Raw genomic sequence first — 16,713 nt, forward strand, 5'->3', positions numbered from 1 at the left:
TTATCCCCTCAACCCTTGCAATTTTACCTGTTTTAGGGAATGAAACAGCCCTGCCTTATAAAGGGGGGATTAAGGGGGGTAAATCCAAGGTTTGGGCTTAATTGACAGGATGTGTGTACACTTTAGCTCCTAAAAGGAGAGAGGCTTTCAATCTTACTCCCCAACGCTAGTAGGGAAGCAGGGTGGTTTCATACAACCAGAGAAAAACTAAAACTGCGTTTCAAAGCCTCTCTCCGTTTCGGGGAGAGGAATGGAAGTGGGGTAAAAAGCCATGCTACAAAACAAGAAATCAAGGCTTATGTATTTTTCTTTTTTCCTATGAAACCACCCTGCCCAACGCTAGTAGGGAAGGGGCTGGGGGTTAGGTCTGTATTCCACTCAACCGAAAAGTGGTATATTAGGAGTAGTTCAGGTAGTGTATTCGGCGTTAATCTTCACGTAGTCATAACTCAAATCACAACCCCAAGCTTTACCCACACCATAACCATTGCCAACATTAACGGAGATTAACACCGTATCCTGTTGCAGATAAGCACCCACCGATGCTTTTTTCAAATAAGCACTTGCTGCTGCACGGTCAAATTGCAGAGGTTGTCCATTTTCTAACATTAGAAAATTTCCGAGCTTAATTTGCAGGTTTTCTTGCTCAAAGGGCACACCCGCACGTCCAGCAGCGGCGGCGATGCGTCCCCAATTTGGATCGCGTCCAAAGATTGCAGATTTAACTAAGGATGAACCGGCGATGGTTTTAGCTATTTGTCGGGCTGAGAGTTCGTCATGAGCGCCAGTCACTTCCACTTCAATGAGACAGGTTGCGCCTTCACCATCACGAGCGATCGCTTTGGCTAAATGCTGGCAAACTGCTGTTAACATCGCCTCTAATTTCTCTGCTTCTGCGCCCCATTCTATAATTGCTGGGGTGCGAGATTGACCATTTGCCAAAGCTATTAAGCTGTCGTTAGTGCTGGTATCACCATCCACGGTGATGGAATTAAAACTTCTATCAGCTGCCCTTGCTAACATCTGCTGCCAAAGGTGAGGCGAAACCACAGCATCACAAGTCACAAATGCCAGCATGGTTGCCATATTGGGGTGAATCATGCCGGAACCTTTGGCAATGCCGCCAATTCGTACCGGGCGTTGGCGCAGCCCGCCGGAGGCATCGCTTATAGTTGTCTCTAAAGCAATAGATTTTGTTACTAAGTCTGTAGTGATAATCGCCCCGGCAGCAGCATCCGAACCTGTTTCTGATAGTGCTGCTACTACTTTGGGAATTCCACTTCGCAAAGCATCCATCTTAATTCTTTGACCAATTACACCAGTGGAAGCCAATAACACAGATTCAGACGAGATGTTTAGGGCTTGGGCTACTGCCAGAGCAGATTCTAGGGTATCAAGGTTGCCTTGAGTTCCTGTCGCGGCGTTTGCTTGTCCAGCGTTGCAGAGGATGGCACGAGCGCTTTGTTTGGCTTGCAAGCGTTGGCGACAATATTCTACACAGGCAGCTTTCACTTGGCTGGTGGTGAACACACCAGCTGCGATCGCTTCCACTTCTGAGAATATCAAAGCTAAATCTGGCAACCCCGAAGGTTTCAACCCTGCGGTAATTCCCGCCGCCTGATACCCCCTTGGTGCTGTGATACCACCTGTTATTTCTTGCCAATCTGCCATTATTTTTCCTTACAACTATCAGGTTGGATAGGTCAATTTGTACTTTACAAAAGTGCTGAGTTAGGAGTTACGAGTTAAGAGTTATTAGTTTCCCTCTACTCCCCACTCCCTTTTATGGTGAGTTTATTTGCTGATGGCAATAATAATGCACCAGTTGGCGATTGGCATAATTGTTTTTACCTTTCTTATGACGAAAAACCAAAACAAAAAAAGAGAGCCACTTTGGTCACTCTCTAGATCGTCACGATACATCTACTTACTGATCTCTCTGATTTATTCTTTAAGGTTTAATACTTATTTATTGAGATTATTTCTAAAAATTTTTGAATTTTATCCGTAAATACCACGAAAATAAAATAAAAAAGAGAGCTACTTAGGCAGCTCTCCAGATCATCAGGGTGCATCTACTTACCACAGCATATCATTTTACGTATGAGGGTTGTCACCAGCTTTTATATGAAGATTGTGTGAAGCAACACCGGGAAAATACTTAGTTTGGGAATTGAGAATTGGGCATTGGGAAGAGGACTTGGGGACAAGAAGGATTGGGGACAAGGGGAAAGACTTGTTGCAAGTTCTCACCTCTTGTCACCTTGTCCCGTTGTCTCCCCTGCTCCCCTGCCTCTCTGCTCCTCCTGCTTCCTCACCCAGCAAAGTTAGCTTGACAGCTCACTAGGCGTTCAGTTTTTTCTCGACCAATTCGTTAGTCAGCTTAGGATCGGCACGTTTGCCTGTCTTTTTGAGAACTTGTCCGACAAAGAAGCCTTTGAGGTTAGTGTTACCGTTGCGATACTTTTCTAGTTCTTTGGTGTTGGCGGCTATGACTTCATCAACGATGGGTTCCAGTACACTAGGATCGGTGATTAACTCTTGTCCGGCAAAGGCTTTTTCAGGAGAAATACCACTCAGCAAATCTGGCAACTTTTGTTTAGCTTGAGCATTACTAATTTTGCCTGTTTCAATGCGAGTGATGATATCTGCTAGATTGGTGGGAGTTAGGGCGATTTGAGTAATAGTGAGTTTTTGCTTATTGAGGTGGGCTGCAATATCTTGAGTAATCCAGTTGGCAGCAGCTTTGGGATTTGCTCCAGATGCGATCGCAGTTTCAAAATATTCGGCTATTGAACGATCTTCTGTTAACACTCGCGCATCGTAAGCGGAAAGTCCCAACTCACTTTCATAATGATGGCGTTTTTGGGCTGGTAATTCTGGTAGTTCGCTACGCCATTGCTCTAATTGTTCATTAGACACCTCAATTGGTGCTAAATCTGGTTCGGGAAAATAGCGGTAATCGCTAGAACCTTCTTTCACCCGCATACTACTTGTGCATTGAGCGCCTTCTTGCCACAGCCGAGTTTCTTGGATAATGCGATCGCCTGCTTCGATGGCGGCGATTTGGCGTTCAATTTCGTAGTCAATCGCCCGTTGGATGGCGCTGAAGGAGTTCATGTTTTTAATTTCTACCTTGGTGCCAAACTCCTTTCGTCCCACTGGACGCACGGAAATGTTGACATCGCAGCGCAGAGATCCTTGTTCCATGTTGCCGTCACTGACGCCGAGATACCGGACAATCCGACGCAACTCTTCGGCATATTCAGCAGCTTCTAGTCCAGAACGCAGATCGGGTTCGGAAACAATTTCTACTAATGGGATACCTGCGCGATTGTAGTCTACCAGAGAATAAGAAGAACCGGAGAGGCGATCGCTACCTGCGTGTACCAATTTTCCAGCATCTTCTTCCATGTGCAGACGCGTAATACCAATGCGTTTACGAGTCGGATTACCCTCGGCATCTACCAACTCAATTTCTAACCAACCATGTTCTGCGATCGGTAGATCGTATTGAGAAATTTGGTAATTTTTTGGTAAATCTGGATAAAAATACTGCTTACGGTCAAATTTGCTATATTTAGCGATTTGACAATTTAGTGCCAAACCAGCTTTGACGGCGTATTCTAATACTTTTTGATTAAGTACAGGTAAGACCCCAGGTAAACCCATACAAACCGGGTCAATGTTAGTATTGGGGTCAGAGCCGAATGCCGTAGAGCTATTAGAGAAAATCTTGGTATTGGTACTCAGTTGACAATGGGTTTCTAAACCAATAATCGCTTCATACTCAGTTTTTACGGTCGTAGCAGTGGTCATAATATCAATAATTTGGGCATAATCCTTGTAGTGGTACTATTGTAACGGCGTATTGAGTTGCTCTGAAGACGGTTATTTGGGTGAGCAATGCTTACCTCTTGAGCTTAAAAAAGAAAGTGCAGACCTAAAGTGAAGAAAATCTTGATTATTGGTTCTGGAGGTGCTGGTAAATCTACCCTAGCCCGCGAGCTGGGAACCATCTTAAGTTTAGAAGTGATTCACTTGGATTCTTGGTACTGGAATCCTGGTTGGATTGAGACTCCAAAAACTGAATGGCAAAGTATTATCCAAGACCTAACCCGACGAGAATCTTGGATTATGGATGGTAATTATGGCGGTACTCTCGACCTTCGTTTGTCAGTTGCAGACACGGTAATTTTTTTGGATTTTCCTCGACTTTTATGTTTGTCGCGAGTGATTAAACGCCGTTTCATGTATGCTGGAGAATCCAGACCTGATATGGCATCAGATTGTCCTGAAAGATTGAACTGGGAATTTCTAAAATATATCTGGTCATACCCAATTATTCGTCGTCCTGGAATTTTAGAAAAACTTAGTCAATTAACACCAAACCAGCAAGTTATTATTCTCCGCAAACCAACAGAAGTCAGAGAGCTTATGGAAAATATTTCTCACAATTGAGATTTACTCAATTGATTTTTATTAAAGTTATCTGAAAAAATAGGGAAAGTAGATATTGTTACTTAATTCGTGTCTTTAAGTGGAAGGAAAAATATGAAATTATTTTGAAAGCGTTAATTTTTAGAATTTATATGTACAAATTAAAAAATGCCTGGGAGTGTTGCCGTGTTTCCACCCCAGACATTTTTTATTCTTAACTTGCTCCTCACACACGATTAAACAATATCACTAATTCAATCAAAAAGCAAGTAAATTATGTAACACTTTCTAAACTGCACAAGCAATCCAATTTTTGACAAATTAAAAAGCGCTTGGGAGTGTTGCCGTGTTTCCACCCCAAACGCTTTTTCTTTTTAACTTGCTCCTCACACACGATTAGATAATATCATTGCTTCAATTATAAAGAAAGTATTTAGTGTGACACTTTGTAAACTGCACACCTGATAAGCAATGATTTAGTGTAAAAAGTGACGTACCCCGGTTAAGACCATCAGCAAACCCAGTTCGTTAGCAGCTTTGATTGAATCTTTATCGCGCAAACTTCCCCCTGGTTGGACAATGGCTGTAATTCCTGCGGCTGCGGCTGTTTTCACAGAATCATCAAAGGGGAAGAATCCATCGCTGGCAAGAGTTGCACCTTTGGCTTTTTCTCCAGCTTGTTCTAGAGCAATTTTAACTGAGCCAACGCGGTTCATTTGACCAGCGCCTACTCCTAGTGTAGTGCGATCGCTTGTGACAACAATGGCATTCGATTTAACGTGTTTGCAAACTTTCCACGCAAACAGCAATTCCGCTAATTCGCTGTCGGTGGGTTGACGTTCGGTAACTATTTGCCATTGACTGGTGTCAGCAATTATATCATCGCTAGCTTGGACAAGAAAACCACCTGCGATCGCTTTCACTGTATCCTTAGGGCCACTGCTCAAATCAGCTAGAGTCAAAACCCGCACGTTAGATTTCTTAGCCAGGATTTCTTGAGCTTCTGCGTCACAACTTGGTGCAACCACGCATTCTAAAAATGTTTTAGTTAACTCGCTAGCTGTAGCCGCATCAATCGGACGGTTGAGTGCGACAATTCCACCAAAGGCAGAAGTAGAGTCAGCATTGAAGGCTTTTTGGTAAGCTTCTGAAATTGTACTTCCCAATGCCGTACCACAGGGATTTGTATGTTTAATTATCGTTGCGGCTGGACTATCGGTAAACTCAGCAATAATTCGGCGTGCGGCTTCCAAATCAACTAAGTTATTGTAACTAAGTTCTTTACCTTGCAGTTTCGTCGCGGCTGTCCATCCCGTTGGAGTAATACCAGTTTGATACCAAGTGGCGGGTTGATGGGGATTCTCGCCGTAACGCAGAGATTGTAATTGTGTACCGCTAAGAGTATACTGCTGTGCTTCTGCCAGGTAAGATGCGATCGCTTGGTCGTAGCTAGCAGTATGCAAAAATCCTTTTAACGCTGCCTTTTGACGAAATTCTAGAGATGCTTCGCCGTTATTTTGCCGCAATTCTTGTAAATACTCGTTATATTGTACCGGGTCGCATAATACAGTCAAATGGGCAAAGTTTTTCGATGATGCCCGTAGCATTGCTGGCCCACCGATATCAATCTGTTCAACAGCTTGGGATAATGTTACCCCTGGTTTAGCGATCGTTTCCTCAAAAGGATATAGATTCACCACTACTAAATCAATCGGGCGAATTTGGTTATTTTCTAAATCTGTAATATCTTCGGGAACATCTCGCCGCGCCAAAATCCCGCCGTGAATCCGGGGATGCAGGGTTTTAACTCGGCCACCTAAAATTTCTGGAGAACCTGTGTAATCTGCAACTTTGGTGACAGGGAGTCCCGCATCTTTGAGTGCTTGGGCTGTTCCCCCACTGCTGATTAAATCAAAGTCGAATTCTTCAACCAAGCTACGGGCTAGGTCAATTAAACCAGTTTTGTTAGATACACTCAGCAGGGCTAGACGCGCCATTGATCAATTCCTTAAAAGTAGGCTAGAAGCGAAGGATCTCAAGTTTTGCATAAGCTTTGGTTCACTTCAAGACCATGAGGAATAAAATTGACTCGTGTAATTTATATGCTTACATCTCCCATCAGCACTGTCGAAAATGCTGAAAATAAGGACTAAGTAGGCTTAGTCTCTAATATTTGCGATCGCCTAAACTAAAAGTAAGCATCTTTTACCCACATAACACCTATGGTTCAGTCTTCTAATCAACGCCTAACCCTAGAAGAATTTCTCGCACTTCCCGAAGGAGATATTACATACGAGTTTGTTAACGGTGAAGCTGTACCAAAATACAAAGATATTGAAATGTCGCCAAAATTTTTTCATGGCTCGACTACTGGTGCTTTATTTATTCTATTGTCTGCATGGGCACAAGCAAAGGGTCGAGTTGTGATTGAATGGGCAATTAAATTAACACGAAATCAACAAGATTGGATGCCTGTAGCCGATCTGACCTATATTTCTTATAACCGTCTTCCTGCTGATTGGCTATTAGACGAAGCTTGTCCTGTCGCACCTGAATTAATCATCGAAATCATTTCGCCTGGTCAAAGTTTTGGTGAAATTGCAGAAAAAGCGACTGATTATCTGAAAGCTGGTGTTTCTCGTGTTTGGGTAGTTGATACAAAAGCTAGAACTGTAACTGTATTTGCACCATCTTCCTTGCCGATTACTTATCGATCTCATCAAGTAATTACTGATGATTTACTACCAGAATTGGAAATTACCCCTCACGCAATCTTTCAACGCGCTGGATTACCATAAAGTTTAATTAGGAATCAGAATACTCTAAATTATTACTAATTAAAAACAATTCATAATTTGAATCGAATGACACTAAAAAATATAAACTTTTAATTTTTAATAAATAAATGTAATAGGTATTTTTTAGTAGAATACTTTGCATTAGTAGCCCAGATTCTCATTCAGCCCCCAAGATTGGTTTAATTTCATACGCCAGCCGTCCCTGTAACAAGGGAAATTTCCCCAATGATAGTGAAAAGGCTTATCTTTTTCTCACTCAAGCCAAACTGAAGAAATATTTAGCTTTGAAGCATGGAAAGCTGATGTGTCTTAGTTTTTTGTTTGCGATCGCACTTGACATTCAAGACAATCGCTACAATTCTCCTTAACTGAACCGTATTGTGCTATGTATGCCTGATAATTAATAAGGCAATCTACAAACAGCAAAGATGCAGACTCTCCAAAAACTCTCACTCCCAAGCATGGGCTGTGGCACTTGGGCCTGGGGCAACCAACTGCTTTGGGGATATGACGAAACTATGGATGAGCAGTTGCAAGCCGTGTTTAACCTTTGTGTAAGCAACGGTGTAACTTTATTTGATACAGGTGATTCTTACGGAACCGGGAGATTGAATGGTCGGAGTGAGTTGCTTCTGGGACGATTCAACCGAGAATATGTAGGTTTAGGCAAAGAAAATATTTGTATTGCGACTAAGCTGGCTGCTTACCCGTGGAGATGGACACGTCAATCAATGGTAAAGGCTTGCCAGTCATCTGCCCAACGCCTGGGAAAAAACGTCGATTTGGTACAGATGCACTGGTCAACAGCAAACTATGCTCCTTGGCAAGAGGAAGGACTTTTAGATGGTCTTGCCGATTTGTATGAGCAAGGACTGGTTAAGGGAGTGGGATTATCCAATTATGGGCCGAAACGGCTTAAGCGAGTGCATAAAAAATTCGCGGAACGAGGCGTTCCGATTACAACTTTGCAAGTTCAATATTCTCTGTTGTCTACATATCCTGTGACTCAACTCAAACTCAAAGACTTTTGTGATGAGTTGGACATTAAATTGATTGCCTATAGCCCTTTAGCTTTGGGACTATTGACAGGAAAATACTCTGAACAAGGCCCTTTGCCTAAAGGCATTCGAGGTCTGTTATTTAAGCAAATATTATCAGGAATGCGTAGAAGCGAAACGGCTTCTGCTGGCAAATCACTTTTGAAATGTTTGCGAGAGGTGGCACAGTTCAGAAACAAAACTATGTCACAGGTAGCAATTAATTGGTGTATCTGTAAAGGAACTATTCCCATCCCTGGAGCAAAGAGCGTCGAACAAGCGAGGGAGAATCTTGGTGCGTTGGGTTGGCAATTAGACGCTGGTGAGATTGCAGAGTTGGATAAAGCTGCGGCGAATGCAGACAAAAAAATGGTACAAAATATCTTTCAAACTAAGTGAATTATTTGCACAAATGGTCAACACTAGAAGCAGTGCGGAGGAAGCTTAAAAGCACTCAAAGAAAACGCTTCGGGTAAAATTCTGATGGTGGTCGAAGCATTTACTCATTACCCCATCAAAACTTGGTATACAGAAAATACCAAAGTCAAGCGCAATACAGTCCAGATAAGTCCAAAACCCAGATGTAGAGACGCGATTTATCGTGATAGACTCGTGCATTGTTTCCTGATAACATCTCGGATGAGAAAAACCAAAGTTCAAACCTTACAAAAATATGGCAGTGTTTTCACACAAACAAAGACTTTTGACTACCTAAAAACACTGCCAAACTTCCATTAAGGCTGATGCTATATTTAAAATTATCCAAGTGCTATTCAATGCGATCAAAAAACAACAATCTTCTGGTTAAACAAGTAGCATTAGCGAATAAGTCCGTAATAAGCAGTTGCACTAACTAGGATAATTGTTATAACTACCAGTGCTGTGCTAAGTAAAAATTGCACAGATGTTTTTTGATTGAGAGCTTCTTTACTTCCACCCTCGATTGTCGTCCGCTCAGTATTGTTAGAATTGGTTACGTTGTCAGTTTTCATGGCTCTTATGTTGTTTAATTATTTATTACAATTTCGCTTTTAATTCCAGAAATTACATCTAGCTTTAGGATTAATAAAAAAGGTAGAAATAAGTAGGTGAAGTTAAAGGTTATTTTTATCTACCTGATTAAAAATCGGCAGTTAAATCATCTTGGTAACTGCTTCTAGAAACTGTTGCTGGTCAAGCCAAAAACTCATGGCTAATTTTTGCTATGAGGATCTTTGATAATTACTAATCTTAAAAGTCATTATCTATTTATCCTCATAGCTAAAGCCATTTCATCTGCGGCTTGATGCCTGTAAAAAACGTTTTTGTCTTAACAAAATGCTAATGCACACACCATTTTAACTATCTGGGGAATCATACACGCCCCAATATTCAATACCGCGATCGCGTAATATTGGTTCAACGCGGTGAATTTCTTCTTCTGAGCCTTCTAGGATGAGCAAATAATAACTCTGCTGGAGGCGATCGCTATAAACTCTCGCTCTGTCTTCGGGTATGCCTAAATCACCTAATGCCTTCAGTAAATTCTGATTTGCTGCGGCTCCGACAGCGACACCTGCAACGCTGCTGACTAATGCTACACCTACGGAACCTGCTGCGAGTACGGCTCCTAAACCGGGAAGTGCCAAACTACTCAAACCAAGTAACGCGCTACCCCAAGTAGTTGCTGTCAGCGTGTCTCCTACTGCTCCAGTTGTATTTACATCTTGATTACCAATGCGATCGCTTATCTGCGCCTCACCTACCTGATCGCCTTGCTCTACATCTTTAGCAATCACAGAAACTTTCTCTATAGAAAAGTTTGCAGTTTTCAATTCATTAATTGCCTGCTCTATCTGTTGAGAATTAGCAAATACTCCTAATGCACGTATAGTATCTTTAGTTATCATATTTCCCTCTTTCACAATTGTCTTATTGCGTCCATTTATAACCACAGTATTTCGCCTCACTTGACGAGTAGGTTAAGTATTAAAACGCTACTAAGTTGTTTATTTAATTCATTCCCCCAAGGAGGGAGAAATCATCAGTGAAGGTTTAGCGAACCAAATGGAGTACGTCACGGACTAAACTATAGCCAGCCAAATCCCAAAGTAGGTAAGAAACAAAACCAATCATCGCTAAACGACCATTCCACAGTTCTTGTTGGGGATTCCACCCAAGAATCCAAGCATTGCGATCAATACCGTTATAGGCTTTAGCTTCAGTAGACAATTCAACCGCTTTGTTAGTTTCAGTTGCCATTGCAAATATTCTTTAATAACTCTTACTACACCCACATCTTAGTTACTATTGCGGTTGTAGTTCTCTGTCTATTGGGGAATCTAAAAGTGTCACAGGAAGTATCTCAGGGAATTGTCTAGACTTTTGATAGTTTTGACTAAAAAGCATCAGTAGCTTGCCCGAAAAGCTCACAAAATATCATCTGTAGCCGTTTATCTACTCCAGACTCAACTTTTAAATGAAGCAATCTCCTGATGCTATTTACTTTTTTTACAAACAGCCTCTTAGTCTGATTCACTCCTTAAGACAGATGCAAAAGCAGATTTAATTGAACCTCCGGCTTCCTTGAGTTTCTGGGCGATGGGTTGCTCATTATGCAAAAACACACGCGCACAGTTACGTCCCGGCAAACCGGAAATTGAACCACCCGGATGAGTTCCAGCACCAGTAAGATACAAGTTATCAATTGGTGTTTTGTAGTTAGCTAATTCCGGCAACGGACGGAAGCAAAGCATTTGTTCTAAAGTCATATCGATGTGGTAATAATTACCTTTGTAACTCCCTAACCGTTCTCCCAACTCCGCCGGACTTTCGACATGACGGGCGATGATTGAATGTTGCAGATTGGGCGAATATTGCGCTAGTTTATTAATCACTTTGTCTGCAACTTTGTTTTTCAGTTCATCCGTCCAACCCGTACCTTTTAAACCTGTACCGTCTGCACCAGCAATTTGATAAGGTGCAAAAAACTCTATCCATAATGTATGCTTGCCTTCTGGTGCCATCGATGGATCGAGTCCGGTAGGCATTACCACATACATTGATGGGTCTTCATCAGGAATTTTACCCAGAGTAATCAGACTATGAGCTTGTTCTACATGATTGACGGAATCAGCAATCAGAATAGAACCCATGAGATAATTATCTTGGTGATTGTGGTGGACAAAGCGCAAGGGTTCAGATAAAGCACAATCGATTTTGAGGATAGTTTCATTATTGTTAATGATGCGGCGGTCTAACCTTTCGCGCAAGTTGCGATCAGCATTATCGACATCGCTACTATCCATTAGTTGTAAGAATAAGCGCTTGGCATCAATACTTGAAATTACACCTTTATTCGCACGATATTCTTTGCCACCAGCAACCCGCACACCAACAGCTTTACCATCATCTACCAAAACTTTTTCTACCTTTTGGTCGGTGAGAATTGTACCACCTTCAGCTTTTACCAGCTTTACCAAAGCTTCCACAAGTCCACCACTACCACCACGTGGCCTTGCCATACCGGGATTATGACGCAACATCATCATCATCGCCCCAAAGGACATAGCTTTTTGTGAGGGAGGGGAACTTAGTTCGGCTGAGAGTCTAGCCAGAGGTGCTTTGACAAACTCAGAATCAAAGTACTCATTAATATTATCTGTAGCACTGCTGAGTAGGGTACGGAGTAAATCAAGGGTTGTGTTAGAACCACCTAAAAGGGAAAATAAGTCTTGCAGACTATTGAGATTGTAATTACCAGCAATATCAACAATTGATTTAGGTGGTGCATTGAAGAAAGGAGCAATCCCTGTAATAAAGCGCTGCCAAAAATCGGCATATTCAGCGTATTTTTCAGCATCACGCTGACTGTAACGGGCAATTTCCGCACAAGTCTTTTCCACCGATTTGTGAGCTAAGAAGTACTTCCCATCTGGATGGGGGCAAAAGGCAACTGGATCGCAGCTAAGATATTCCAAGCCGTACTTATGCAGTTCCAACTCTTGGATGACTGGCCCTAAGAAAATAAATAGATGGTTAATCGCGCAAGGACTAAATTTAAAACCAGGTGCTTCATCAGGCATAAGTTCTTCTGTTGTAGAACCGCCGCCGGGGAGCGATCGCCCTTCTAATAACAAAACGCTGTAACCAGCTTTCAGCAGATAGCCAGCACAAACTAAGCCATTATGACCAGCGCCAATAATTACAACGTCATACGATTCCATGAGTGCAATGGGGGGATTAAAGTATATTCCCTGATATTAGAAAGTGCTGAAGATATCTAAATCTTTCGTGGGTTATAGAATATTTATATATCTAGTAGTAGTGTTTTTATCATCAAGAAGTAAATTTATTTTTAACCCATTTTATTGTACGCAACCAAGAAACACTATAAATAAGTCCAGAGTTTATATTATTTATAGCTGGTATCAGTTTTTACCTATATTCTTGCACTCATTTCTTCTAATTCCTTGAGGTGCTGTGCGTTCACAAGCCATTTCTCTTCATAGTTAGATTTATCTGTATCATATTGACTTTGTTGCTCTTTTAGTATTGCAATTTCGTGATTAATTATTGGTAACGCTTTCCCTTGGATAATTACTTTTTTTAGCAATTCAAACCGTGATGTTTCATTTATTTGACGCAAGAGTTGCGAGATACAACGACTAATGATAACTTCATTGCTAAAAGCAAGAATGCTATGAGATTCATCATCTTGAGATAATAATTGCTCGCTGACATCAAACAAAGCTTCTACAACTGAAGGGATATAATTCACAGGAATTTCTTCAGTAGAATTTTCTAACTGTTCTATAAACACCCTGGCTTGCGTTGTGCCGTTTGGAAGTTTTTGTTTAGCAAGTTCTATCAGATAATTTCTAAATTTCTCTGTATTTCCAACCAAACCAAGGATAATTTTTATCTGAACATTAGACAATTCACCTGCTGATAATGACAGACGAAAGTAAATAGGAAATATTTCTAAACTACACACACGTAGATGTTCGCGCCATTCCAACTCTTGCTTTTCATCTAAATCAGTATTACCAAAAATGAGTTTTAACTTAGGAAAAAGATGCATTAGCAGGTTTTTAATAGGCTGCTTGTCTTCATCTCGCAGTTGAGCAATCCAGGTATTCAAAAGATTCTTGAGTTCGTCTACTGAAAGGTTTACCTCTCCTACAAAAATATGCGGATTTTGATGGATTATACTATATATTTTTGGGCAAAAGACTCGCAAAGACTCAATGGCAAGGAAATCAACAGGGTTTACTTCATCTTTTACTGCTGGATACGTCACCGTTAAAGTATTAATAAAACGAGTAATATCGCGAATATTAGCAATAAAGTGTTCTATTCCTTGAAAGTAAATATCACCCCAGCGAGTTTGATTAATTTGTTGTTTTGAGGTTTGAGAGAATATATAATCTAGCTTTTCAAATAGCAGCCTACGAAGTGAGGTTTTATCAGGATTAGGTAACTCAAAACTAACTTGAATAGTCTGTTCTAAATATGCTTCTTCAGATATTTCTTTAATATCTGCAATTGTTCTCATTACAACTTCTTTATTAAAAACCAGAAGATAGACTAGATTAGTAAAATTTCGCATTGCTTTAATAATACGAAATAACTGCTTGATATCTTCCGCAGCCAACCGATCAATATCGTCTATTGTTACGACTATTCGCCGTTGCTGCTGTGCTAACGTGTCTTCTACTTCTTCTTTTAATTCGCCAGCTTCTTTGTCCTTATCGTCCAATAATGCTGCTAATGCCTTGCCAGTTTGAGCATAAGGTAGAGGAATATCTGAAATAACTGTGGCAAAATCAGCTACTCTCTCTCTCAAACCTTTTGGCACAGATGACTCTTGGCTTAAAACGTTTTTTAATTGGTCAAAAAAGCGCCTTGTAATATTTTGGTGTCCAGAGAATAACCAGGGATTAAAAGGAATGATGATTGGTTTTTCCTCCTCTGGCTTTTGCTGAAGATAGTGAACTACAAAGTTTAACAGCGTCGATTTGCCAGAGTTCCAAGAACCGTAAACTGCAATAACGAAACCTTCAGGAAAGGTCATTTTGCAAATACTGTCCGCTAGATACTTGGCAAAGTTCGCATGTCCTAGCAGGTCTTTTTCTGGATCAACTAAGGAGCTATCTGCCGATATATCGTTAATTTCTGTCTGTGTCATAAAAAGCTTTTTTACTGATGTTGCGATCGCCTGCGGCAGGGCATAGCCAATCGTGGCACATTCAGTAGGATGAGCAATGATACCTTAAGATAGAAATTTTCGGTGAAATAATTTCCTCAAGACTTATGCAATTGGTTTTAGATTAGTTCTTTGGCACCGCTGGAATTAGAAGGTTAAATAGACAAGTAAGGAATTGCAATGCCTTAAAACTTATTTATGAAATCTTATATAAGTTTTGCTAATTGTGGGTAATAGTAGCTATAACAATTTAACTCTTTAAATATTGACTAAATAAATAGTATGGTTCAGCCCCAAAAAGATGACATTTCAGTAGAAGCTAGTTCTCTTCCCCCTGTCCCCATTCAAGAAATTTCAGAGGATAGGGCATTAACAGAGACGGTACTTTTTCCAACTGCAAAACTGTTTCTAAAAATTTCTAAGCCAGAAATTCGCCAAAGTCTCAAGGCGTTAACTTATGAAAGTGTCTTTGCTGCGGTTCTTTATAGTATCATCGGCGGCGCGTTGCTCAGTAATTTCTTGCTAGAGTTAGGCGCTAGTCCAGTCGAAATTGGTCTACTCGCCGCTATCCCTCAGATGGTGAATCTACTCCAACCACTGGGAGCGTATTTGGTAAACCGAAGTACCAGCTTCCGCTGGTATTTCATGTGTATTTTCATCCCGTCGCGGCTGCTATGGTTGATTCTTCTACCAGCGATTTGGTTGGTTACTTCATCTCGTATTACTGGATACCAGGTAGTACAGCTGGCATTGGCAATTCTCTTAGTAGCTAATATTATCGAAGCTTTTGGCCGTGCGCCTTGGCTTGGGTGGTCAGCTGTCTTAGTACCTCAGCGATTGCGGGGGCGATATTTCGGCTTTCGTAATAGTATTCTCGGTTTGACTAACCTTGTTGGTGTGCCTCTGCTAGGTTTAGCAGTATCGGCTTGGCCTGGTGGAACCCTTCAAGGTTATGGTGCCGTCTTGGTTCTAGGAATTTTGCTAGGGCTAATTAGTGTGGGCTGTCAGTTCTGGATGACCGATATAAACCCGCAGCTTTTAAAAGTTGCACATTCAGATACACCAAATCCACAGCCCCAAGGAATAGATTTTAGCTTGTTTAAAGATGCTAACTTTTTGAAGTTTCTGCTTTACCTGAGCATCTGGTGCTTTGCTGTTAACATCAGCGCTCCCTTCTTTAACCTCTATATGCTGGATAACTTGGATATAGATATTAGTGTGGTAACGATTTATCACGGCTTAGGAACTGGTGCAAATATGTTAATGCTGCTTTTGTGGGGAAAACTGGCTGACCGAATTGGAAATCGTCCGCTACTGCTATTAGTGGGAGTCTTAGTGGCGGTGACACCTCTGCTGTGGCTAGGTGTTGGAAAGGATCAAATTTCTTTTTGGATCTGGCTACCCTTGTTGCATGTACTAGCTGGCGGGACGTGGGCAGCAATTGATTTGTGTACTAACAATTTGATGATGGGAATAGCACCACTACGTTATCAATCAAGTTATTTTGCGATCGCAGGTGCAATTGCTGGTATCACTGGAGCGATGGGTATTACAGTCGGTAGTTTTCTAGCAACTCTGCCTGGTGTTGCAGGTTTGCTAGGGTTGTTTGTTATCTCAGGCTTACTACGCATGGCTGCACTTCTACCCTTAGTTTTTATTCATGAGCAACGCTCTATGCCATTGGGTCAGCTAATGCGATTGTTATTCCCAATCAAGCAGTCAACTCATTTGATAGAAGTGGAATAATAAGTTTTCAATTATGTATTTCAACAAGATTCCAGCAAACTATAGAGTCTTTGAGCCAAAATGAATGCGTGAATTACTCAAATGAGAAAGCAAACTGGGGTTTGAGTAAGTAAAAGCTAATTTTACTTGCGGAAAACACCAAAATGAGAAAGCAAACTGGGGTTTGAGAAAGCAAAAGCTTCTTTTGAGTAAGTAAAAGCTTATTTTGCTTGCGGAAAACACTAAAATGAGAAAGCAAACTGGGGTTTGAATAAGTAAAAGCTTATTTTGCTTGCGGAAAACACTAAAATGAGAAAGCAAACTCAGGTTTGAGAAAGCAGAAGTTCGTTTTGAGTAAGTCAAAGCTCATTTTGAGTAAGTTGAATGGCATTTTTACTTAGTTCAATATGAATTTTAGTCTAGGCGATACCTTTCCTACGGAACGTTACGCGTAGCTTGCTCCCCCGCAGGGGCAGGGCTGTTTCATTCCCTAAAACAGGTAAAATTGCAAGTGTTGAGGGGAAAA

Annotated in this window: 12 protein-coding genes and 1 pseudogene; 5 read left to right on the forward strand and 8 right to left on the reverse strand. The window is 41.2% G+C overall.

Annotated features, from left to right (window positions below; translation table 11 throughout):
* Window positions 1–408: 408 nt before the first annotated feature.
* The gene (argJ, locus tag RMY27_RS34075; protein ID WP_322669223.1) at window positions 409–1,671 is read right to left on the reverse strand and encodes a bifunctional ornithine acetyltransferase/N-acetylglutamate synthase; all 1,263 of its coding nucleotides are present in this window, start codon (window positions 1,669–1,671) and stop codon (window positions 409–411) included.
* 672 nt (window positions 1,672–2,343) lie between these two features.
* Window positions 2,344–3,819: an Asp-tRNA(Asn)/Glu-tRNA(Gln) amidotransferase subunit GatB gene (gatB, locus tag RMY27_RS34080; RefSeq protein ID WP_322669224.1), complete on the reverse strand. Its 1,476-nt coding sequence runs from the start codon at window positions 3,817–3,819 to the stop codon at window positions 2,344–2,346.
* A gap of 129 nt (window positions 3,820–3,948) precedes the next feature.
* Between gatB and RMY27_RS34085 the strand changes: the two genes are divergently transcribed.
* Window positions 3,949–4,461, forward strand: coding sequence for a DNA topology modulation protein (locus RMY27_RS34085; protein WP_322669225.1), 513 nt, complete (start codon window positions 3,949–3,951; stop codon window positions 4,459–4,461).
* Between the two features lie 455 nt (window positions 4,462–4,916).
* On the opposite strand, the gene purH is transcribed toward RMY27_RS34085, so the two are convergent.
* A complete protein-coding gene (purH, locus tag RMY27_RS34090; protein ID WP_322669226.1) occupies window positions 4,917–6,437 on the reverse strand; it encodes a bifunctional phosphoribosylaminoimidazolecarboxamide formyltransferase/IMP cyclohydrolase in 1,521 nt (506 codons plus the stop codon).
* Window positions 6,438–6,662: 225 nt separating this feature from the next.
* Here purH and RMY27_RS34095 point away from each other — a divergent pair, with 225 nt between their 5' ends.
* The 3 genes and pseudogenes from RMY27_RS34095 to RMY27_RS35685 all read left to right on the forward strand — a co-directional run.
* Window positions 6,663–7,238, forward strand: a complete 576-nt coding sequence (locus RMY27_RS34095; RefSeq protein ID WP_322669227.1) for a Uma2 family endonuclease — start codon at window positions 6,663–6,665, stop codon at window positions 7,236–7,238.
* A gap of 428 nt (window positions 7,239–7,666) precedes the next feature.
* On the forward strand, window positions 7,667–8,674 hold the full coding sequence (locus RMY27_RS34100) for an aldo/keto reductase (protein ID WP_322669228.1): 1,008 nt from the start codon (window positions 7,667–7,669) through the stop codon (window positions 8,672–8,674).
* Window positions 8,675–8,691: 17 nt separating this feature from the next.
* Window positions 8,692–8,833 (forward strand): annotated as a pseudogene (locus tag RMY27_RS35685) (IS4 family transposase); the annotation flags it as partial.
* A gap of 260 nt (window positions 8,834–9,093) precedes the next feature.
* Here the strand turns inward: RMY27_RS35685 and RMY27_RS34105 are convergent.
* From RMY27_RS34105 to RMY27_RS34125, 5 genes are all read right to left on the reverse strand, one after another.
* On the reverse strand, window positions 9,094–9,267 hold the full coding sequence (locus tag RMY27_RS34105) for a hypothetical protein (RefSeq protein ID WP_322669229.1): 174 nt from the start codon (window positions 9,265–9,267) through the stop codon (window positions 9,094–9,096).
* 345 nt (window positions 9,268–9,612) lie between these two features.
* Window positions 9,613–10,164, reverse strand: coding sequence for a hypothetical protein (locus tag RMY27_RS34110; protein ID WP_322669230.1), 552 nt, complete (start codon window positions 10,162–10,164; stop codon window positions 9,613–9,615).
* 145 nt (window positions 10,165–10,309) lie between these two features.
* Window positions 10,310–10,516 carry a high light inducible protein gene (locus RMY27_RS34115; protein ID WP_322669231.1) on the reverse strand — a complete coding sequence of 69 codons (207 nt, stop codon included), beginning with the start codon at window positions 10,514–10,516 and terminating at the stop codon, window positions 10,310–10,312.
* Window positions 10,517–10,779: 263 nt separating this feature from the next.
* Complete coding sequence (gene crtO, locus RMY27_RS34120; protein WP_322669232.1) at window positions 10,780–12,480, reverse strand: beta-carotene ketolase CrtO; 1,701 nt, start codon at window positions 12,478–12,480, stop codon at window positions 10,780–10,782.
* Window positions 12,481–12,695: 215 nt separating this feature from the next.
* A complete protein-coding gene (locus RMY27_RS34125; protein ID WP_322669233.1) occupies window positions 12,696–14,444 on the reverse strand; it encodes a P-loop NTPase fold protein in 1,749 nt (582 codons plus the stop codon).
* Between the two features lie 300 nt (window positions 14,445–14,744).
* On the opposite strand from RMY27_RS34125, the gene RMY27_RS34130 reads away from it, so the two are divergent.
* Entirely contained in the window at window positions 14,745–16,208 is a 1,464-nt protein-coding gene (locus tag RMY27_RS34130; RefSeq protein WP_322669234.1) for an MFS transporter, read from the forward strand.
* Window positions 16,209–16,713 lie beyond the last annotated feature (505 nt).

It is taken from the genome of Nostoc sp. DedQUE09 (assembly GCF_034530915.1).
Lineage (GTDB): Bacteria > Cyanobacteriota > Cyanobacteriia > Cyanobacteriales > Nostocaceae > Nostoc.

Excerpts from the sequence above, each read along its gene's own strand:
- argJ (WP_322669223.1), bottom strand. The coding sequence starts at position 1,671 with ATGGCAGATTGGCAAGAAATAACAGGTGGTATCACAGCACCAAGGGGG.
- gatB (WP_322669224.1), bottom strand. The coding sequence starts at position 3,819 with ATGACCACTGCTACGACCGTAAAAACTGAGTATGAAGCGATTATTGGT.
- purH (WP_322669226.1), bottom strand. The coding sequence starts at position 6,437 with ATGGCGCGTCTAGCCCTGCTGAGTGTATCTAACAAAACTGGTTTAATT.
- RMY27_RS34095 (WP_322669227.1), top strand. The coding sequence starts at position 6,663 with ATGGTTCAGTCTTCTAATCAACGCCTAACCCTAGAAGAATTTCTCGCA.
- RMY27_RS34100 (WP_322669228.1), top strand. The coding sequence starts at position 7,667 with ATGCAGACTCTCCAAAAACTCTCACTCCCAAGCATGGGCTGTGGCACT.
- RMY27_RS34105 (WP_322669229.1), bottom strand. The coding sequence starts at position 9,267 with ATGAAAACTGACAACGTAACCAATTCTAACAATACTGAGCGGACGACA.
- RMY27_RS34110 (WP_322669230.1), bottom strand. The coding sequence starts at position 10,164 with ATGATAACTAAAGATACTATACGTGCATTAGGAGTATTTGCTAATTCT.
- RMY27_RS34115 (WP_322669231.1), bottom strand. The coding sequence starts at position 10,516 with ATGGCAACTGAAACTAACAAAGCGGTTGAATTGTCTACTGAAGCTAAA.
- crtO (WP_322669232.1), bottom strand. The coding sequence starts at position 12,480 with ATGGAATCGTATGACGTTGTAATTATTGGCGCTGGTCATAATGGCTTA.
- RMY27_RS34125 (WP_322669233.1), bottom strand. The coding sequence starts at position 14,444 with ATGACACAGACAGAAATTAACGATATATCGGCAGATAGCTCCTTAGTT.
- RMY27_RS34130 (WP_322669234.1), top strand. The coding sequence starts at position 14,745 with ATGGTTCAGCCCCAAAAAGATGACATTTCAGTAGAAGCTAGTTCTCTT.